Origin of the sequence: Ureibacillus sinduriensis BLB-1 = JCM 15800, from assembly GCF_000772955.1 — a bacterium.
GTDB lineage: Bacteria > Bacillota > Bacilli > Bacillales_A > Planococcaceae > Ureibacillus > Ureibacillus sinduriensis.
On sequence record NZ_JPVO01000052.1, the window covers coordinates 42,428 to 61,187 of the forward strand.

17 protein-coding genes and 1 other annotated feature are annotated in these 18,760 nt (G+C 33.2%); of the genes, 4 read left to right on the top strand and 13 right to left on the bottom strand.

What is annotated here, in order from left to right; all coding sequences use genetic code 11:
- Positions 1-29 precede the first annotated feature (29 nt).
- The 10 genes from lipA to CD33_RS11915 all read right to left on the bottom strand — a co-directional run bounded on the left by lipA (position 30) and on the right by CD33_RS11915 (position 9,154).
- Positions 30-950 carry a lipoyl synthase gene (lipA, locus tag CD33_RS11870; RefSeq protein WP_036201066.1) on the bottom strand — a complete coding sequence of 307 codons (921 nt, stop codon included), beginning with the start codon at positions 948-950 and terminating at the stop codon, positions 30-32.
- A gap of 219 nt (positions 951-1,169) precedes the next feature.
- The gene (gene yunB, locus CD33_RS11875) at positions 1,170-1,955 is read right to left on the bottom strand and encodes a sporulation protein YunB (protein WP_235863250.1); all 786 of its coding nucleotides are present in this window, start codon (positions 1,953-1,955) and stop codon (positions 1,170-1,172) included.
- Positions 1,956-1,997: 42 nt separating this feature from the next.
- A complete protein-coding gene (locus tag CD33_RS11880) occupies positions 1,998-3,101 on the bottom strand; it encodes an HD-GYP domain-containing protein (protein WP_036201068.1) in 1,104 nt (367 codons plus the stop codon).
- A gap of 58 nt (positions 3,102-3,159) precedes the next feature.
- Complete coding sequence (locus tag CD33_RS11885; protein WP_036201070.1) at positions 3,160-4,521, bottom strand: bifunctional metallophosphatase/5'-nucleotidase; 1,362 nt, start codon at positions 4,519-4,521, stop codon at positions 3,160-3,162.
- Positions 4,522-4,609: 88 nt separating this feature from the next.
- Positions 4,610-5,431: a sulfite exporter TauE/SafE family protein gene (locus CD33_RS11890; RefSeq protein ID WP_036201071.1), complete on the bottom strand. Its 822-nt coding sequence runs from the start codon at positions 5,429-5,431 to the stop codon at positions 4,610-4,612.
- On the bottom strand, positions 5,431-6,159 hold the full coding sequence (locus CD33_RS11895; protein WP_084591338.1) for a DUF72 domain-containing protein: 729 nt from the start codon (positions 6,157-6,159) through the stop codon (positions 5,431-5,433). Before CD33_RS11895 ends, CD33_RS11890 begins: the two co-directional genes overlap by 1 nt.
- Before the next feature lie 161 nt (positions 6,160-6,320).
- Entirely contained in the window at positions 6,321-6,935 is a 615-nt protein-coding gene (locus CD33_RS11900; protein ID WP_036201072.1) for a hypothetical protein, read from the bottom strand.
- Positions 6,935-7,522 carry a hypothetical protein gene (locus CD33_RS11905; protein ID WP_036201073.1) on the bottom strand — a complete coding sequence of 196 codons (588 nt, stop codon included), beginning with the start codon at positions 7,520-7,522 and terminating at the stop codon, positions 6,935-6,937. Before CD33_RS11905 ends, CD33_RS11900 begins: the two co-directional genes overlap by 1 nt.
- Positions 7,488-8,672 (bottom strand): hypothetical protein, encoded by a 1,185-nt coding sequence (locus tag CD33_RS11910; RefSeq protein ID WP_036201074.1) that lies wholly within the window; start codon positions 8,670-8,672, stop codon positions 7,488-7,490. Before CD33_RS11910 ends, CD33_RS11905 begins: the two co-directional genes overlap by 35 nt.
- 128 nt (positions 8,673-8,800) lie before the next feature.
- Entirely contained in the window at positions 8,801-9,154 is a 354-nt protein-coding gene (locus CD33_RS11915) for a helix-turn-helix domain-containing protein (protein WP_036201075.1), read from the bottom strand.
- Positions 9,155-9,291: 137 nt separating this feature from the next.
- On the opposite strand from CD33_RS11915, the gene CD33_RS11920 reads away from it, so the two are divergent.
- The 3 genes from CD33_RS11920 to CD33_RS19490 all read left to right on the top strand — a co-directional run bounded on the left by CD33_RS11920 (position 9,292) and on the right by CD33_RS19490 (position 11,425).
- Positions 9,292-10,287 (top strand): DGQHR domain-containing protein, encoded by a 996-nt coding sequence (locus CD33_RS11920; protein ID WP_036201077.1) that lies wholly within the window; start codon positions 9,292-9,294, stop codon positions 10,285-10,287.
- Between the two features lie 246 nt (positions 10,288-10,533).
- Entirely contained in the window at positions 10,534-10,728 is a 195-nt protein-coding gene (locus CD33_RS11925) for a hypothetical protein (protein ID WP_036201078.1), read from the top strand.
- 469 nt (positions 10,729-11,197) lie between these two features.
- A complete protein-coding gene (locus CD33_RS19490) occupies positions 11,198-11,425 on the top strand; it encodes a hypothetical protein (protein WP_156967310.1) in 228 nt (75 codons plus the stop codon).
- 178 nt (positions 11,426-11,603) lie between these two features.
- On the opposite strand, the gene CD33_RS11935 is transcribed toward CD33_RS19490, so the two are convergent.
- A complete protein-coding gene (locus tag CD33_RS11935; protein ID WP_036201080.1) occupies positions 11,604-12,842 on the bottom strand; it encodes an IS110 family RNA-guided transposase in 1,239 nt (412 codons plus the stop codon).
- A 429-nt stretch (positions 12,843-13,271) separates the two neighbouring features.
- Positions 13,272-13,495, top strand: a binding site (T-box leader).
- Between the two features lie 41 nt (positions 13,496-13,536).
- On the opposite strand from CD33_RS11935, the gene leuS reads away from it, so the two are divergent.
- Complete coding sequence (gene leuS, locus CD33_RS11940; RefSeq protein WP_036201082.1) at positions 13,537-15,954, top strand: leucine--tRNA ligase; 2,418 nt, start codon at positions 13,537-13,539, stop codon at positions 15,952-15,954.
- 377 nt (positions 15,955-16,331) lie between these two features.
- Here the strand turns inward: leuS and CD33_RS11945 are convergent, their stop codons facing one another.
- Together CD33_RS11945 and CD33_RS11950 are read right to left on the bottom strand one after the other, a co-directional pair.
- On the bottom strand, positions 16,332-17,048 hold the full coding sequence (locus CD33_RS11945) for a hypothetical protein (RefSeq protein ID WP_036201083.1): 717 nt from the start codon (positions 17,046-17,048) through the stop codon (positions 16,332-16,334).
- Positions 17,049-17,050: 2 nt separating this feature from the next.
- On the bottom strand, positions 17,051-18,757 hold the full coding sequence (locus CD33_RS11950) for a site-specific integrase (RefSeq protein WP_084591339.1): 1,707 nt from the start codon (positions 18,755-18,757) through the stop codon (positions 17,051-17,053).
- Positions 18,758-18,760: the final 3 nt, after the last annotated feature.

Below are 18,760 nucleotides of genomic sequence, written 5' to 3' on the forward strand. Positions count from 1 at the left end.
CTTAAAATCCAAAAAAATTGATTTATTTTTTATACTTCTTCAGCTTGTAATTGTCTTGTTTTTGTTGCTTCATTCACTTGTTCGTCTGCATGATAACTACTGCGGACTAACGGACCAGCCTCACAATGTTTAAAGCCTTTCTCCATGGCGATTTTTCGAAGTTTTCCAAATTCTATTGGTGAATAGTATTTTTTCACGGGTAAATGTTTTTTCGATGGTTGCAGATACTGGCCAATTGTCATGATATCAACGTTGTTGGCTCTTAAATCATCCATTACTTCTATAATTTCATCCCATTCTTCCCCTAAACCGATCATTAAAGATGATTTTGTAGGAATGTCCGGCTGCATTTCCTTCGCTTTTCTTAAAAATTCCAATGAACGCTCGTATTTTGCACGTGCACGAACTCTCGGCGTTAAGCGACGAACCGTTTCAATATTATGGTTTAAAATATCCGGTCTTGCATCCATCAACAATTTCAAGTTTTCTTCCAGACCACCTAAATCCGAAGGCAATACTTCCACTGATGTCTGTGGTGTTTTTCGACGTATTGCCCGCACTGTTTCAGCTAATACACCGGCGCCGCCATCTTTTAAATCATCGCGTGCAACCATTGTAATAACAACATGTTTTAAATTCATTATTTCAACAGAATCTGCAACACGTTCCGGTTCTGCTAAATCCAATTCATTTGGAAGGCCTGTCTTCACTGCACAAAAACGGCACGCTCGTGTACAAACATCCCCGAGAATCATCATCGTCGCTGTTCTTCGCTCGCCCCAGCATTCGTGAATATTCGGACAACGTGCTTCTTCACAAACTGTGTGCAAGTTTTTCTCACGCATTAATTTTTTTAAGCCTTTATATTCATCGTTCGTATTTAGTTTAATTTTTAACCATTCGGGTTTTCGTAAGATTTGCTCTTTCTCGTTGGCAGGTTTACTTGTCATTGCTATTCATCCCCTATCAATTTTAGAAAACTTGGCTTATCGAAAGTACGTGAAGCGATCAGCCTTAGTTGTACTTTTGCAAAATTGGAAATTCACTTTTTTCCTATTTCGCTTAACAAAAATTACACATTCTGTTGACAATGTAACATATTATTACAATCGAAAACAACTAACTTTCGTTAAGTTACCAGATAATCGGATACAATAAACTACTTACCATTAATTCATTGGTATAGGGACCTCTATAGAAGGCTGTGCCCCATCAGCTCCGTTCGTGTAAATATGAGGCACTTGGCCACGCACTAGACCAATGGCCACTGGGATAGTTTGCTGTACGGTAGATTGTTGACTGGCGAATGGGATAATTATTTGTACATTTACTTTCAAATCAATATTCACTTCCACTTTGGCATTGTTTATGCCAAACTCCGAAATGGACGTTTTCACATCACTCGCTACATTCCCGATGATATGAAAACGGATAGGCACTCTCGGACCCAAGTTTCCGAGTAAGGGAAGATTGAGGGCTTGGGCAATCGGAACGAAAAAGACGATGCCGTCCCCTTTTTGGATTTCCCTTATATCATATTCCACATTTTCGAGGTCCGGTAGTTGGGATAGGTCTCCCTGTTCCGCTAATTCCAGATGTTCCTTTACCAATGCCGTTGTTTCTGCGCGAACTTGGTTTATAATCTCGGTATTGAATTTTGTAGTTACCATATAATCTGATTCGGAAGGTAAATCTTCTATAATTTCATTTACGTCTAATACGCTGGATGTTCTTGAATTAATGGCTTTACTCACTACATGTGCTGCAATTTTCTCTGTTTGCACTTCTGCATATTGAACATATGTCGGCATCAAGCGTTCATTCAATATGTATAGGAATAACGAAATACCGATCGCAAAGCTAATCGCGAATAACGTAAACCTATTGGACAGTTTTCGTTTTTTACGCTTCTTCACTCCAGAAAACATCATTCTCTTTGGACGACGAGAAAGCAAAAAAATCTCCTCCTGCTCCAATTTATGAACAGGAGAAGATAACTATTCAACTTCCAAAATATATTCGGTATCAACTTTTTCAATCGCCGCATTTGGTGCTTCACTCAAATTAAGTATATATGTATCTTCCAATAACTGATTATCCTCTTCAAAAATACGCAACATCGGCAAAGCTGAATGATCGTTATTTTGTTCAGTAACAACTCCACGACGACCGTCTGCCAATAACAATATAGTACCATTAGGATAATGGACAACACTCTGTTTCAATGCATCAACCACTTTCGCATCAAACATCGTCCCTCTGCCTGCTTCGATGATGGCGATTCCCTCACTTGGCACCATTTTCTTCCGATAGACACGGTTTGACGTAACTGCATCGAATACGTCGGCGACGGCAATTATTTTCGCATATGGATGAATCTCATAATCTACAAGCGCCCGCGGATATCCGCTGCCATCCAACCGTTCATGGTGCTGGAATGCACAGTGAGCGACAAGTAGAGAGACAGTATGTAAATTTCTTAAAATATCGAATCCAGATCGTGCATGTTGTTTCATCAGTTCAAATTCTTCAGCTGTTAAGCGGCCCGGTTTAAACAAAATCTCCGCCGGCGTTATCATTTTCCCGACATCATGCAATAACGCACCTATTCCGATTGTTCTTAGGTCGCTCTCTGAATAGCCCATTTCTTTTGCGATTGCCAGCGAATACAATGTCACCTGGAATGAATGCTGGTAAATATATTCATCGTATAGCAATGTATCCGATAGGACCACTAGAACTTCTTCACTATTTAAAATGGAGTTTAATAAATCATCCACTAATTTGTTTATTTCTTTTGATTGCTTTTCAATAACAAAGGAAGCGGACTTGGAATCCATCCCTTTTATTTTATAAAAAGCATCTGTAATTTGCTTGACTGCTTTCCTTCTTACAGCCATCGGGACAGTTTCCTCGACTTCAATCCCTTCCGAAATTTTGTCCTTAATATACACATATTGGATGCCTAATTGTTTTAGTCTACTAATTAGACCTTCTGTTACAATAACATCTTTTTGTATTAAAGGAAGGCCAGCTTCGCTCGAAATCGTTCTGCCGATTACCATTCCAGTTTTAAGCACATTGATTGATATTAAACGCATTCATTTTTACCTCAATTCCTGTGTTTGAAATACATCCTCTTTTGATAATTATAATGAATTAAATTAGTTTTTTTCCATATTCAATCAGAATATCCCTCAAAAATAATGGCAAATAGTATTTTTTCTTAGCATATTTGAAGTTCGGAAAGAAGTACCCGAAAGTGAACATATCCAAAGTTGCTAGTTTGTAATGTCGCTCCAATTCGACGACTTCACCGCCGACTATGAGCTCTCTTTGTTTATTCATTGAAAATTGATAAGTAAGCATTTTCCCAAAAATTGACCCTCTAAATCCCAGACCTTTTAATTCAAAGTTTGGCCATTGTTCATTTTGAGCTTGTATATACACTTCTTTCAATTCACTCCCCGATAATTCGATAACACATATATTTATCGGATGCGGCAAAATTTTATGAATATCATAGTTGGTAATTATACCTTTTTTTAAACTATCCAGCAGGATGCCTGCATTAAACATCGTACAATCCGCATCTGTGAAATCAAGGACTGCTTCTGCGAAAAGATTGGATAACTGTGAATAATGGAACCACTCTTTATTGTAGCTTTTGTTCGTTTCAAAGATTGGGGTTTGCAGGAGCTGTTTCCCTTGTTCTGCGAGCCTTGCTATAAATAATGCTTCCCCCTCTTTTTCAGGCAGGATGCCATTTTCAATCACCTTTTCCTTCTTGCTCACTAAATTTCTCGTCGTATGGTCAAAAAGCAGCGTTAAATGGCCCGTATAGCGTCCAAACTTGCTGCAGCCCGTTAATAGTACATTATTGACTAACTTTCCTTCTTCCAATAGATGATGGGTATGTGATCCAAAAATGATATCGATAATTGGGCATTCATTCGCTAATAGCTCATCTTCTGAAATGCCCAAATGGGACAAGCATACGAGAATATCTACTTCGTCTCTTAACTGATGCGCCAACTGCACAATGACCTGCCTCGGCTCAATAATGTGCCAGTTCAGCTCTTTGTAGAATACTTCATAGATAGCCGTTGCCCCAATAACCCCTATTTTTGTTCCATAATTCGTTTGTAAAATTGTATAAGGTTTTAGCCAATTTGGTTTACTTCCTTTAATGGGCTCAATGTTCCCCACGACAACTTCAAAATTGGCCTCGTCATATAGTGAATGTAAATCTTCAAAAGATAAAGTGATTCCTTCGTTATTCCCAATCGTCACAACATCATATTGTGCTTCGTTCAGTAATTGGACATTCCCCTTGCCAAGTGTGGCTTCCGTATAAATATTCGATCGGTCGAGATGATCTCCTATATCAAATAAAAAACTTGGCTCACCAGCTTTTGCAAATTCAAGACGTTGAGTCTTGATATAGTCTTGCATTCGTTGCCAATATTCAAAATGGCTATGTAAGTCATTGGTATGAAAAATATGAATTGTCTCAAGCAAATCGATCACCTCCCCCATAAGTAATAGCAAAATTTTGCATCCGCATGAATCATTATTGCTACCAATTTATCGACATGCAGCGGCCTACTTAAAATAGCCCTTCCATAATCGAGCGGATGCCTATTAACAACATGACAATTTGCAAGACTAAAACAATGGTTTTTGACTGCATGCGTTTATTTAAAGATGAACCCACTTTCGCCCCTATATAGGCACCGATAATTACCGGAATTGTAAAAACCCAAGGCACATTCCCTAAATAGATATGGCTGGCAGAGTTTATTAGTGAAGACAAGAATACATTGAACATCGATGTTGCAACAGCGATATGTGGTGGAAATAAGAATAATAAAACCATTGCCGGTACTAGCAAAGACCCTCCACCGATTCCAAACAGCCCGGAAACCAACCCGACTACAAAAGTGAATATAACCGCAAACCAAATAGGATAGCCATAAACGTATTCCCTGCCCTCCTGGTCGATAAAACTTGTTTTCTTGCCATGGGTCACAAACCATTGAATCGGTTTCAACTTATCCCGTACAAATAATAAAATTGATAAAAATACTAATAAAATTCCGAAGTATAAATTAAACGAGGGCAAATCCAATCCTCTATTCAACCATGCCCCCAACATCGTTCCGGGGATGCTGCCTATAAAAAAGATAAAACCGCTTTTGAAATCCACCTGCTTGTTTTTCATGTAGGATAGTGTGGAAGAAAGACCGATAAAAATCATCATGATAACAGATAGCCCTACAGCTTTTTGTGGGGTGATCTCCGGGAAGAAACCGAGATTAATGCCGACAAATAATGTCGCAGGAATTAGAATAACCCCTCCCCCCAGTCCTACAAGGGAACCTAATATACCTGAAGCTAATGCAATGATCGCCAATAATATGTACTCCATTAAAATTCTCCTCCAAATAAATCGAGTTGCTTTGGAGAAAGTCCATCAAAATCAATTTCCAACATTTGTTGTAATGTCTTAGCATTATTCGCCGCATGGTGACCGGAATTATTATTAAACAGGATATATATATCTTTACAACGCTTTTCTAGATTTTTGATTTTGTTTGCTAAATCCGTTAGTTCTTCTTCATTATAATCGTATAGAAAACGAACCTCTCTCCAATTTTCCGTCGACCCGGAATTGCGCCACCCATATACGTTTCGGCCATGTATTCTAACAAGCGCCTTGTCATTCGTCACTTCTGCAACAAAGGGAACCGAACCTACGCCTGCCTGCGGTTCATCACAGACAGTGTGTATAAACCCTAGTTCTGCCAAAAAATTGATTGTTTCATGCTTTCTATCATTGCTATACCAAGTTCTATTGCGGAATTCGATGGCAACCGGAAAGTCTCCCAACTGTTGTTGTTTAACATACCGAATATATTGAACATTTTTCGCCGAACAATCAAACCAAGGTGGAAACTGTACCAAAATCATTGCCAATTTACCCGCACTACGAAAAGCATTCGCACACTGTCTAAAGGCTTCAAACATTTCGTCGCGTGTTTCGTAGGGATTGTCATCTCTTAAGTGACCTGTCATCCCTTGATATGCTTTTATGATAAATTCAAAAGAGTCGGGTGTTTCATGTACCCATTTCTCAATATTTTGCTGTGAAGGGATCCTAAGTTATAGGACCATTTTAACATGGGTAAAAACCCTAAATCCTTGTCCTATTAACATTATTTCAATTTTACCCATTATTAATGGGCTAAATTTTAATTTTTAAACAATTTTATTTGACCCTAATTACCCTAATTATAAAAAAATGCCCAAATAGGGCATTATTTATTGCTAGTTAATTGTACAATCTCTTTTTTAATTAACTCAAGTATTAAGTTTGAATTTTCTTTATGTTGTATATTTGTTAATAAAAGGTCTAAATAATCATAAATTATTTTTTGTTTTCTCCAAATTTCAATATTATTTAAATAATCATTTTCATTTATATCCTTTAAATTTGCATTAATTATAGAAAAATCAAGTTTTGTATAATAAATCAATAACGCTTCTTTTATCTTGCTATTTTCTTGATGTAATAAATCAACTAAACTTTCTATTGGAGTTTCATGAAAAATATTTAACATTTGTCTATAAATTTTTAAATTATTTTCTACTTCCCCCAAAATTTGAGCTAATAATTTTTTTTCATTCAGAACTTTTTCCTTTTCCTTTTTTTTGTCTCCAAGAAAGAAGATAAAGAAAGCAATAAAACCTGATAACGAACTACCTATAAGAGAAAGTGAGGCTCTTAATAATAAATCGAAAATATTTACATTGCTTTGATCAATGATTAGACTTTTATGTATTACTATTTGGATTATAATAAAACTTATTGTTAATGCGGTAAAAAATAAGATAATAGCTAGTGTGAAAATTGAATTAGATAGTATTTTCATTATATCGATGTCAAACCAAAAGTTATTTTATGCATCACTGATTTTTCAATTTCAAGCAACTCATTATCTGATCCAACCGCATTTAAATCAAAAACATCTTTCAATGAAACTTCTCCCTTTATAGCCTCTTCTGATTTAGTATTCTTTTTAGAAGCATCAGAAGAGGCTTGCTCTTTTAAACGCGCTTTAACATCCTTAATATACTTCTCTTTTATTTCAAATATAACTTTTACATTATCAAGGAAATCTTTTAACTCTAAATTACCAGTAGATCCACAATTATAACATTTAAATTCTTTTAATTCTTCATCATTTAAAATAAGCATTTGTTCACAATCAATACACTCACATCTATATAATCTCATTAATGGCCCATTTTCAGAGGAGAATGCTACAAACAAGTTAATGACATCCTTCGGCTCATGAGCAAACCTTAATGAAAATCTATAAGGATTTAGGTTACGAGCCCCAAGTCTAACTTCTTCATTTAAGAAAAGTTCGATTTGAGGAGACAACTCATAAAATGGAATTATTTCATTAAGTTGAGGTTTTTTATAATAGATACTTTCCAATTCTTGAGTGAACATATTTTTCTTTAACTCTCCTTTTTTCAGATGGACTATTGTAATAGTGGATTTCTATAGATCCATACCTTTCTCTTAATGATACTTCTACAAAAAGAAAGTCTTCTCCTTCTGGTACCTTTTCAAAATCTTCCTCTTCAAATTTCCAAAAACAAGATAACTCACTTACTTCTTCATACTCATGGATTAAATCTTTTAAATTCCAATAAACTTTTGAATTATATATTGGATCTCTTTTAGGATTTCTAGTTGATGATCTTATAAAGTTTTTATCTAAAAAAGTAAAGGCAAATATAAAACCATTATAAAATTCAGTAGGATTTAAATGTAGGGACAAATCTTGATAATATGCTGATTTTACTCGTTCAGAATAAAGTTCTGGTTCTTCCATATACAGCTCATCCTTTAAAAACGTAAGGATCTTCCTATCAATTTCTCCTTCTGTTAAATGATCCTTCATATGTTGCTTTATAATTTCTTCTGCATTTTCCGATTCTTCTTTAAAAATATTGTAGAGTAGACTATGTACGGTAGACTCATTATATTCTGAAATTGAAAGATCACCATCTAGATTATTTATAAAATTCTTTAACTCATCTAACAATGCAATATGATTAGCAGATGATTTTGATAGGTAATGTTTTCTTAATCTTATTTGCAAAATACTATTTTCAAAATCTAATAAAAATGGTACATAGAAATTTGCATTTTGCTCATCACCACCAAGCTTAATTGTTTCAAAACGATATAAAAACAAGATGGTATTTCCATCTTTTCTCATTGAAATTACTTTTTCATTAGGTAACACTATTGCATTCAGAGGTCTATTTATATATACTTCGTCTTCAAATCTACTTACAAATTCATCAGCATCGATTTCACTTTCAAAATGATATAGATGAACATGATCTTGAACTTCAAAAAACAACTTTTCAAACAACATGCTTTCTATAGCTTTATCACTTTCTGGAAATTCAACCATATTTGTATCCAAAACCCTTGATATCTTTTCCCAACTATTCCCTGTATCTGTAATAGCTCTCAGTTTTTTAAAATAATCTGGAATATGACTGGGTAATATGGTATTAAGTACACTTTTTATTTCAAAATTCCTTAATATCGGGCTTCTATATGTTCGTAATAATTCTTCCACTCGATGTACTCCTAGCTACATTTACTATTTTATTAACATTTCCGTTTTTATTATTATATCCTTTATTTGGAATATTTGTAAAAGCAAAAAAAGAAACAGCCTGATATTGCTAAATTACAAGCTGTTTCTTATTTTTTTTTATAAATATTAAATATCTCCTTAGCAATGTTTAGTATTAAGCGTATTTCATCATGATTTTTATTTTCTATTAAAGTAAATAATATTGAGATCAACTCTTCTTTCTCAAAATGCTTTTCGTTAGTATCTAACTTTTGAAAGTTAAAAACACATGATGGGGTTATTTGAAGGCCAGATATAATTTTTCCAAGAGTTTGTAAGGTTATATTTCTGTCACCTCTTTCAACACCTGCTAAATAAGATGTTTGAAGGCCACATTTTTCTGCCAATTCTTCTTGAGTCATTTTTTTAGATTTTCTAATATCTTTTATATTTAAACCAACTAATTTAACTAAAGTATCCATTAAATCACCTCACTTTAAGATTATGTGAGGTTTCAAAAGCATCACAGATACATATAATATAACTTTTATTGATTTATGAACTTATAAGTTATATAATTTTTTGGTATCAAATTTTTAATAAGGAGAAATCATTTACTATGAGTAATGTCTTACCTTCAAATATAGCAATAGAAAATGTAATACAGTCAAAAATGAGAGGTCGAGTCTCTTATCAGGGCTTCGTGTCATCTCAGGTAGCAATAAATTTTTCATATTCAAAACTATTTAATGATCCTTCTGGAAAAGGCTATCAACGTCCTATTGATAAAAAAAGATGTAATGACTTTGCAAATTATTTATCACAAGGAGAAGATGCACTTTACTCTCCAATTTTATTAAATGCAGCAGGACATTGGGAATTTCATGCATATGATAATAACCGTCCAAATTACGGAAGATTAATTTGTAAAAAGAAAGCAGCTTTAATGGATGGACAACATAGGTTAGGTGGCATTAGGCAGTATATAAAAGAGACAGACAGCACATTAAATGTACCTTTTTTAGCTTTTCACTATTTAGATGATGATGAAGAAATCAAATTATTTGATGTAATTAACACTAAAGCAAAAGGGATAGGTACCTCTTTAAGTCGTTATCTTAATAGAAATAATGATGAAATTAGCTGGGTTGCTACAAATTTAATTTTAAAACCGGAAAGTCCTTTTTTCAGTAAGGGTACTTTGATTGGAAAAAGAACTAAAGAGAAAAATATAACGCTTCAGAATCTATATAATATAGTAAAATTTTTAACTAAGAAATCAGAGCTAGAGAATCTATCAAAAGAAAAGAAGCTTAACTTAGCACTATTTTACTTTAATTTAATCAAAGAATTATTCTCAGAAGAATGGGAAGATAACAAGTTATATCGTTTAACTCATATAACTTGTTTATACGGATTAGCTATTGCTGGAAACAAAATAATTAATGATAATTTTATTGTTAAATCTCAGCAACCAGACTCGGCTAAAATAGCAAGTATATTAGTAAATTTAACCGAAATTGATTGGTCTTCGAATGGGGATTTAAAATATATTAAGGGGTTACCTGGAGCCAATATGCTAGCAAGCGACATTTTAAATTGTATAAAAGGGTAATTTTATTGATATAGGGAAATCTAATAAATTATTGCACATACTTTATATTAATAATATTACAAATTTTACAAAGGTAATTAGAACCATTAAATTTATATAATAAGTAACATTGCACTAAATATCTTGTTTCTTTTCAGTATGGTAGATTCTTGCATTAAGAACAAACATAAACGATAACACGCTAGTTCGAGTGAAGTGATTGATATTGAACATCGGAAAAAAATTCAAAAGTAGTCCAATGATTAAATGCAGCATATGTCTAATAATGGCCTACCATTTAGCAGTGATATTGAAATTATAGATGAACTTAAACTAATCATTACAGAAGTTCTAAGGTTTCCATATCACGATGGCATTGAAATTGAAGTGATAACAGACGTAGATGAGGAAATAGAAGAGGATATTAGTAAAGAACTTTTGAGAGTATTCCTTATAAAATAAACGGATAGTTATTCTTGTATTAAAACTAGCTAATAGAAGCTAATCTTTATTCAATTATAGGACGCAATTCTTAAGTAGAAATTGTAATCTTTTAATGATTAGAAACATATTTTGTTGATTCAAAATCTTGATATCTTTGTTTAAAATTAGAAGTGGAAATGTACTGATTTTTTACTCGAAGTAATAGGACAAGACTGCTTACCTAAACAAAAATGAAGTATGAATGAGGGAGATAAATGAAGTTTTTCACAGATGATGTAAATGATATGAACGGATATTTGGACCAATTAAAGCAAATAAAGTCACGCATTCATAATGATGCATATATGTTTTTTTCTTCTGATTCCTTTCACGATTCCCACATTTTTCACTTAAAGTTAAAAATAAATCTAATCCTGATATGGAAAAGGAGGAAAATGACCCTACTTTAATTGAAGTACATTTATTGCACTCAAGTGGTGAGAAATACTTGGTTAAATGGATAGGTGTAAATAAATTCGCTATGGATTATGACATTCAAAGAAATACTTATACTAATAGCTACGAAATAGCATTTGATGGTAAAAGAGGTATAGATGATTGGATGGCCGATGAATTAACAGCTTATGATAGTGAATACCTTTGCCACGAGATATTGCTTGCTTCTAATACAACCATAATAATTCGCTTCAGAGATATTGAAGTGTTAAAGTTATAATATCTCTTTAACTAACAAGTGTTTAGTTAATAACAATCTTCAACAAAACCAGCTAATAGTTGTCAAGATTTTTCAATAAAAAATATAAAACCTACATGATATACTAAAAAAGGGTATACCAAATAAGCCTTCCTTTATAAGATTGGAAGGTTTTGTTTTATATTCTTAGATATGATTTTTAAGCCGTATTTTGGAAGGGCATTTTCCTTTTTAGTAGAGCATAAATCCAATGTAAAAGCTTATTAGCACAAGCAATTATTGCTACTCTAAAAGGTTTTCCTTCTTCTCGTTTTTTATCGTAGAACTCTCTTAATTTCTTATTTCTAGGGAGTATTTCATCACTTGTTTTTTGCTTACGTGCATCTCTTATACCGCATTGTACAGCCATAAACAATGCTTGCCTTAACCTGCTAGAACCTCTTTTGGTTATGCGATTTATGGAAGCAGTAAATCTACCTGAAGAGTAAACGCTAGGATCTATTCCAGCGAATGCTACTAGCTTTTTAGGATGATTAAACCGCTCTATCTCTCCAATTTCAGAGATGATTGTTGCCGCAATCTTTTCTCCAACACCAGGGATAGACTGGATTATCTCATATTCTTCAATTTCTTTAGCGAGCGCATCAATTTCTGTTGCTAGCTTTGATAAATGCTCTTGATATTGAAGAACAATGTTAATAAACATTCTTAGGTTAAAGATATGGCTTTGGTACAAGTTGTTTTGAAATGGATTACGTAATGCAGCTTCTCTCAATTTAATTGCTTTTTCTTTTGCCCATTTTTCTGAACGGGTTGTACATAATTCCGCAATTTTATTAGTAAGATCTGATTCGCTAACACTTAAAACCTCTTTGGAGGTTGGGAAGATTGATAGAATCTGTAACGAAATTTTTGAATAGAGATTCCCAAAGACACCTCTATATTCAGGAAATACCTGATCTAAAATCGATTGTAGCTGTAATTTGGTTTGGGCAGCTGTGCTTGATATCGTTTCTTGTTGTCTCGTGAGATTACGAAGATTTAAGAGTTGGATTCCTCTTTTTTTGTATGGTTCTAACTCTTCCTTATAATACAATTCACATAGACGATAGGCATCAATCGCATCTGTCTTTACCTTTCGTAAATTTGTACTTCTGGCCCGATGAGAGATAAGTGGATTAACAATAATATAGACATATTGCTGCTCCTCCAAAAATTGAATGACAGGCATATGGTACTGGCCTGTAGATTCTAAAATAACCGAAGGTTGCTTTCCAGCAGCCAATTTCTCAATATCCCTTAGAAATTCTAGTAAACTTCCTAAACCATCAAGAGTATGTTTAATACTAAAGCTCTTACGATAAGGCTGACCTTTATCCAAAAAGGCTTGAACCTGACTTTCTCCTTTTGAAACATCCAGACCAACGACTGGATTCATAATGAAATCTCCTCCTCTAAGAAACTATAAATTAGTCGGTAACCCCTAAAGCTGCTTGTAATATCATAGGTTCGCTTGTTAAACGGGATCCTTGTCCCAACCAGCTCGAAACATGCTTATACAAGTAGGGGGTGAACAGTTTTGCTGACGGGATCGAGTCCCACGGGCGCTACGTTCTACCCCGACTACCGTTATAATAAGACCTAAAAGAAAAAGGTCAACCAGAAAAATCTGGCTAACCTTATATTACGATCGGGCGCTTTTATTGAATAATCATGTATAGTCGAAACTAGTGTGGGTAAATACTTGAATTAACTAGAACTCTTAATAGATTATTTATTTTATTAAAAAAGGAAATAATTTTCACATTATTTAAAATTATAACTTTACAAAATTGCCTCCTTCGGCTATTATTTTTTTAACTAAATTTTCCATATGATGACTGGAAGTATTAAGGATAACTTATTGTATAGAGAGCTGTTGGTTGGTGAAAAACAGCGAATAAGTTCCCCAACTCGTCCATGAGTATTTGTGTTGAAAAAAGTAGGCACAAACGGTTGCTGCCGTTATCAGTGAGGATTATAAAAATCCTGCAGAGTGAGCTTTTTAAAGCTAATTAGAGTGGTAACGCGAATTCAAACTTCGTCTCTTTTATGAGACGGAGTTTTTTATTTTTTATAAGGGAGTTGATTGTATGACAAATGAATTTATAAAAATCGAAAAAAAGTGGAGAGATTATTGGGAAAGAAATAAGATATTTGCTACAGACGCTTATGACAACACAAAATCTAAATATTATATTTTGGATATGTTTCCTTATCCGTCAGGTTCAGGATTACATGTCGGACATCCGAAAGGCTATACGGCAACAGATGTTGTAGCTCGTATGAAACGCATGCAAGGCTTTAACGTGCTGCACACAATGGGATGGGATGCATTTGGTTTACCAGCTGAACAATTTGCTATGCAAAATAAACAACATCCTAAAACAATAACGAAACAAAATATTGATACTTACCGACGTCAAATTAAAAGTTTAGGATTCTCTTATGATTGGGATCGAGAAGTAAATACAACAGACCCTAATTATTATAAATGGACACAATGGATTTTCTTAAAGCTTTATAAAAAAGGTTTAGCTTATATGGACGAAGTTTCGGTCAATTGGTGTGAAGAATTAGGAACTGTATTAGCAAACGAAGAAGTGATAGATGGTAAAAGTGAACGTGGGGATTACCCTGTTGTAAAAAAACCTATGAAACAATGGATGCTACGAATTACAGACTACGCAGATCGATTACTTGAAGATTTAGAGGATTTAGATTGGCCAGAGAGTTTAAAAGAGATTCAAAGAAATTGGATTGGTCGTTCTGAAGGTGCTGAAATTACTTTTAAAGTGAAGGATTACGATAAACAGTTTAACGTTTTTACAACTCGTCCAGATACTTTATTTGGCGTAACCTACGTGATTTTAGCTCCTGAGCATAAATTAGCAGCTGATATTACAGCTCCAGAACAAAAAGAGGCAGTTGAAACTTATTTAGAGCAAGTTTCTTTAAAATCCGATTTAGAACGTACAGATTTAGCTAAGGTTAAAACAGGTGTATTTACAGGCAGTTATGCAGTAAATCCTATCAACGGAAAAGAAGTGCCAATTTGGATTGCTGATTATGTATTAGCTTCTTATGGAACTGGAGCAATTATGGCTGTACCTGCACATGATGAACGTGATTATGAATTCGCAATAGAGTTCAATCTTGGAATCTTGCCTGTCTTAGAAGGAGGCAATCTAGAGAAAGAGGCGTTCACAGGTGATGGGCTGCACATTAATTCAGATTTCTTAAACGGATTAGATAAAGAAGAGGGAATTACTAAAGCAATTCAATGGCTAGAAGAAAATAATGTGGGTGAAAAGAAAGTTTCCTATCGTTTGCGAGACTGGTTATTCTCGCGCCAGCGTTACTGGGGTGAACCAATCCCTATAATTCACTGGGAAGATGGAACGATGTCAACTGTTCCTGAAGAGGAATTACCGTTAATGTTACCAGAAACAGATGATATTCATCCTTCGGGTACTGGTGAATCACCATTGGCCAATATTCACGAGTGGGTAAATGTAGTCGATCCAGATACAGGTATGAAAGGTCGTCGTGAAACTAATACAATGCCCCAATGGGCTGGTTCGTGTTGGTATTATTTACGCTATATAGATCCACATAATCACTCTGCAATAGCAGATAAAGAACTTTTAAAAGAATGGTTGCCTGTTGATATGTATATCGGTGGGGTGGAGCATGCTGTACTTCACTTACTATACGCTCGCTTTTGGCATAAAGTACTTTATGATATTGGTGTAGTGGAAACAAAAGAGCCTTTTCAAAAGTTATATAATCAAGGAATGATTCTTGGATCAAACAATATGAAAATGAGTAAATCAAAAGGAAACGTTGTAAATCCGGATGATATTGTAATTAGCCATGGGGCAGATAGTTTACGACTATATGAAATGTTTATGGGTCCTTTAAATGCATCAGCACCCTGGACAACAAATGGTTTAGATGGGGCCAAAAGATATTTAACACGTGTTTGGAATTTGGTATTAGATGAAGAAGGAAATATAAATAAGAATATTATAGAAAGTGAACCATCCTCTAACTTACGACGTGAGTATCATCTAACAATAAAAAAAGTTACACAGGATTTTACTGAATTGCGATTTAACACAGGAATCTCGCAACTAATGACGTTCCAAAATTATTTAAGTAAACAAACAGAGATTTCATTTGAAATCATTAAAGGATATATTAAGTTATTGGCACCTATTGCTCCCCATATTGCAGAAGAATTATGGCAGAGAATAGGAAATGAAAATACAATTGCCTATGAAAAATGGCCGGAGTATAAAGAAGAATATTTAGAAATGGATGAAGTTGAAATCATTGTTCAAATCAATGGTAAGTTTCAATCTACTGTCCAAATACCAGCAGAAACTAGTAAAGAGGAAGCTGAAGGTTTAGTAAAGAGTGAAACTAAGATTGCAAAAAAATTAGAAGGGAAAACGGTTAAAAAGGTCATATTTATCCCTAATAAATTAATTAATTTTTTACTGTAAATAAATGTGTATCACAAATTGTTTGACTAGTAAGACTATATATAGATTTGAACGTAGTTAATTAAACATAAGGATTACTAATAGAACCTCTCTAATGAGGTAAGTTGATATTCAACAATCGGGCGCTTTAATTGAATATTCGTGTCCCGAAATAATCAAGCTTTTTTAAAAAAACCAAACTAGATAAATAAAGAACCAACTATTTTGATCAAACTTTGTTTCAAAACAGTTGGTTTCTTTCTGTATAAAATCAGCGTTTGCAACTTACTTTTAATCGAACTTTATTATAAAGCTACATTTAGAACGCGGCATGATTGAACTTTTAAAATTTTTTATCAATTTTTATAATAAAATAAATTTTTTTATGTTCCTAAAGATTACGTTCTATATCTATTTTTAATCTTATTTGATACTTTATTAACTTCATTGATTTCTATAATTTTACTATTACGCGTTTCCTCATTTTGTATACTCTTTTCACTGTACCAATCAATAAATTCAGTGGGCCTTTCGAACATTCCATTTAGAGCTTCTTTAACTAATTCTGATTCTTCTTCTCCTATTTCTAAAAAATTTATGATTGGCACATTCTCATAACTACTAAATCGAAATATTTTAAAAAGAGTGTCCTCTAAAATTTCTACACGTTTATTTAACGTACGATTAGTTTGTTTTAGCTTCACCATTTGTTCTTCTAGTTTTTTATTTACTTTCTTAAACTTATGTTCTCGTTGAATGCTATTAAATAGTTCTTTTTCAATAGGTATTAATTCATTTAGTAGCGTTTCTATATCACCATTATTTTTATAAATAACATCACTTACACTTGGCATAAGTATTTTACTATCTTCAGAAGTATCAAGCTTATGTCTAAAGATTTCATTTGCCTCGTCAATCTTTATTTTCCCTAAGCGACCTTTTTTTCTCCAAAAGTCATCACTCATTGAACTTTTAACTCTTCCTTCTTCATATAATTCCTTGTTAAAACGAAATACTTCTAGATATTCTATTCTTCCCATTTGATTCTTCTCTGTTTTATACAGACCAATAATCTCTTCTACTTCTTCTTCAGAGAGAGTCAGCTTCCTAGCCATTTTTAAAATTCACCACCAATGTTTAACATTTCAATACTTGCAAGCTCATATATTTCTTCTTTTAATTGTTCAGCTTTTGTTTTCATCAAATTAAACGTGCTTGGATTTCTCCTTGTAATTTCATCAGATAAGATTTGCTTGTGAATATTTATCAAAAATGTCTGTAACTCATTAATATTGCTTCTTTTTTTTCTTAATTTTTCTTTTATTAAATGTTCTTTTTCTAGAATTTCTTTTGGAGTTATACGCCAATGACTACATCCATAAATGCATTCATTTGTTTCACACGTTTGATCTTTATCAATACAAAAACCTATGTCTAAATCATGCTCTTTCTTTTTTCCCTTCGGAATACCGAGATAAGCCTTTAATTTTATTGAATCAGGGATATAATTTACATTATCAGATTTTGAAATTCCCACAGAATACTTAAACTTTTTCATTAAATTGAAAACCTCTGAATCTACCCAATACTCAGTATGAAATGAATAGTGATATTGTGCCGTGATTGTTTTATGACCACCTAAACGAGCTATTTCAATAGGGGATATACCCTGCATCATTAGAGAACTAAATGCTATATGTCTAGTTAAATTAGGTGTGAGTCTATTTTCATATGGTATATATTGATTATACTTTTCTTCCATTATATTCTTATAGAATCTTCTTAATAACTGTGACAATATTCCATTATGAAAGTATGTAGTATCTACTTTTAAGCTACTACGATTACCTCTTTTATCTGCAAAAATTAATGCTCTATAAGAGATTAAAGTTTCAGAATGGCCATATGGCTCTGTTAAATCAATATAATCTTTTATCAAAAAATATATCTCTTTTGTTATCTCAACAATATCAATTATTTGTATTCTGTTTGGGTTAAAATCTTCTTTACTCCTAGGTAATCTAATTTTGTATTTATTATCCTCATATATTAGGCAATCCCTAGTTATTAAGCAAAATTCAGATGCTCTTAATGGTATTATAGTTGTCAACTTCCACCAAATGATAATGGGGTAATAAAATAGTTTTTCATCTATTGAAGTTTGCATCAGCCTTAAATAACCATAAAATTCTTCAATGTAATGTGAAAAAATCAATATTTCTTTTGCAGGTGGAAGGATTCTAACTCTTGTCTTTTCTCTAATTTTACTATACATTTCATTTAATTTAGGAGAATAGCTATCACTTACTGGTATATCTGTATAAATAAAAAAATTTATCAAACTTCTAATAAAGCTCTTCTTTGTTTGTTCCGTTACTTTAATCCCAGTAGTAGTTTTAAAGTTTTTTATACTCCTAATTAAAAAATCCACCTTATTTTCTTGAAATCCATTACTTAATTCTAATGCTCTTAATAAATCCGAATATCCCTTTTTAGCAGTTATTGGATAGACTTTAGTTAATAGTTCAATAATCCAACATTTTGTAATCAATTTAATATCCTTAGGAATTTCCGGAAAACCTTCATATTTTTCTATCAATGAAAAGTCTAAATAGATTTTAACTCCTTTCTGAAGATGACTCTCCAACTCCCAATAATCTTCTTCTATTAAAAATAAATACGAACCAGTGTTTTTTTTTAGGGTATCTAATTGTTCCATCGCCCTTGATAGTGCAAAGTCTAACGAAAACAACTCCTCAGGCAAGGAGGGTATTTCTTCATCCAAATGAACTTTAGTGTAGTCTTCCAAATCTAAATTTTGCAATTT